We start from the raw sequence: 2393 nt of genomic DNA on the forward strand, positions 1-2393 counted from the left end.
ATGACTCGTCTTTTTTGTATTTTGTAACTTCTTTTCAAAGCTAATTACATATTTATATAAGTTTTATTCGATTTCTTTCGTGATTTTTGATATGTAATTTAAGATTTTCTATTTTATTTCTTAAAGATAAGATTCACTGGTGTGTTAAAATAGTACAGTTGTTTTTTGATGTACTTTAATATAAGAAGATTTAAGTTAGAAAAGGAGATAATATGAAAAGGATAGGTATAATTACTATAGTAGTCTTAGTCCTTCTATTAATCGTGTATATGTTAGTTGGGAATTATTTTTATAACTACGCGTTGAATGCGAAACAAGAAAAAGAATTTTTGCAAGATAATCCTCATTTAGTAGAAACGGTAAATGCATCGGGAGATGTATTGGCTACAAATGAAGAAAAGAATGCGAACTTCGTATCGAAGTATAAACCTAACACATTAACTATACGTTCTTTCGATAAATTGAATTTAAAAGGCTATGAATATATGAATGAATCATCTAGTCATAAATGGGCAATTGTGGTTCATGGATACAATGGTAGAGCATCAGAAATGACGAAATATATTCGTAACTTTTATGAACAAGGCTATAATGTCATAGCACCAGACCTTCGTGGGCACGGAAATAGTGAAGGGGATTATGTTGGTATGGGCTGGCATGATCGTAAAGATGTTTTGATTTGGATTCAACAAATCTTAAAGAAAGATCCTAATGCTGAAATAGCTCTATTTGGTGTTTCAATGGGCGGGGCAACTGTAATGATGACTTCAGGAGAAGATTTACCTTCTAATGTTAAAGTTATTATTGAAGATTGTGGATACTCAACCGTTATTGATGAATTTACTTATCAGCTAAAAGATTTATTCCACTTGCCGAAGTTTCCTGTTATGAATGCGGCAAATACAGTTACAAAATTAAGAGCTGGATATGATTTAGAAGAAGCTTCAGCTGTAAAACAAGTGGCGAAAAGTAAAACACCTATGCTATTCATTCATGGAGATGCTGATACATTCGTTCCTTTTGAAATGTTAGATGAAGTATATAATGCTGCAAAAGTAGAAAAAGAGGAATTAATTGTTCCAGGTGCTGGGCATGGAGAAGCGGAGAAAGTAGATTCGAATAAATATTGGAATACCGTATGGAAGTTCGTAGGGAAGTATATTCCGGCATAATTAAAGTTGTTGCATTTATATAGACGATAATCGGAGGGATAATAGTTAATCCTTTTGATTATCGTTTTTTTGTTAATTAGGTAGTCTGCTATAAGTGTATTTTTGTATGTACTATATGAAGGAGATAGAGCAAAAACTTTTGAATTCCTTAATCTCAGTGCTACAATGATTGAAAACTAAATGTTAATGAGGTGTTTATATGAAAATTGAGGTTTGGTCGGATTTTGTATGCCCATTTTGCTATATTGGGAAACGTAGATTAGAGATGGCTTTAGAGCAATTTCCACATAAGAAGGATGTTGAAGTTGAGTTTAAAAGTTTTGAGTTGGATCCGAATACTCCCGTTTACTCTGGAACAAGTATTAATGAAGTGCTTGCATCAAAGTATGGGATTAGTATTGAAGAAGCTAAGCGTAATAACGTACAGCTAGGAAATCATGCAGCTAGTATGGGGTTAAGTTTTAATTTTGATGAGATGAAGCCGACGAATACGTTTGATGCGCATCGTCTTGCGAAGTTTGCAAAGAATCATGGAAAAGAAAAGGAGATTACGGAGAATCTACTTTTTGCATATTTCACTGAATCGAAAAATTTAAGTGATGTGGATACACTTGCTATTATCGCTGAAGCCTCAGGTTTAGATAAGCAAGAAGCTTTAAATGTTATTAATGATAAAAATGCGTACGCAAATGATGTTAGAATTGATGAAGCGATTGCTCAGCAATATCAAATTTCGGGAGTGCCTTATTTTATTATTAATCAAAAGTATGCTATTTCAGGTGCACAACCACTTGAAACTTTTGTTGGTGCACTTCAGCAAGTGTGGGAAGAAGAGAATCCTGCACCGAAGTTACAGGAACTTTCAGCAGATGGTGGAAGCGATCTTTCTTGTACTGATGGAAGTTGTTCAGTGCCATCAAAAGAACAATAGCTTTTATGATGGAATAGCACCCTATAGATAGTTCTGTGGGGTGCTTGTATATAACTATAGAAGAAATGCGTAAATAGATAATTTGATTACGTAAATGTATTCTATAAAATATAAAGTTTTTAAAAAAACATATTGACGATTATGCAAATGAAGTGTAATATAGAACAAGTCGCCGATGACATTAACATCGAAAGCGACAAACGAAATAAAAAACTTAGTTGACATTAACTAACGAAGATGTTAACATAAGGAAGTCGCAAATGAGCGACTAAGTAGTTCTTTGAAAACTG

General features: G+C 33.3%; 2 protein-coding genes. Both read left to right on the forward strand.

Annotated elements, in window-relative coordinates; translation table 11 throughout:
* The first annotated feature begins 212 nt into the window (after positions 1-212).
* Complete coding sequence (locus DN400_RS29055) at positions 213-1172, forward strand: alpha/beta hydrolase (protein ID WP_065229652.1); 960 nt, start codon at positions 213-215, stop codon at positions 1170-1172.
* Between the two features lie 199 nt (positions 1173-1371).
* A complete protein-coding gene (locus tag DN400_RS29060; protein WP_000687923.1) occupies positions 1372-2103 on the forward strand; it encodes a DsbA family oxidoreductase in 732 nt (243 codons plus the stop codon).
* Positions 2104-2393 lie beyond the last annotated feature (290 nt).

The organism is Bacillus sp. AR8-1 (assembly GCF_008042345.1).
In the GTDB taxonomy this organism is placed as follows: Bacteria; Bacillota; Bacilli; order Bacillales; family Bacillaceae_G; genus Bacillus_A; species Bacillus_A cereus.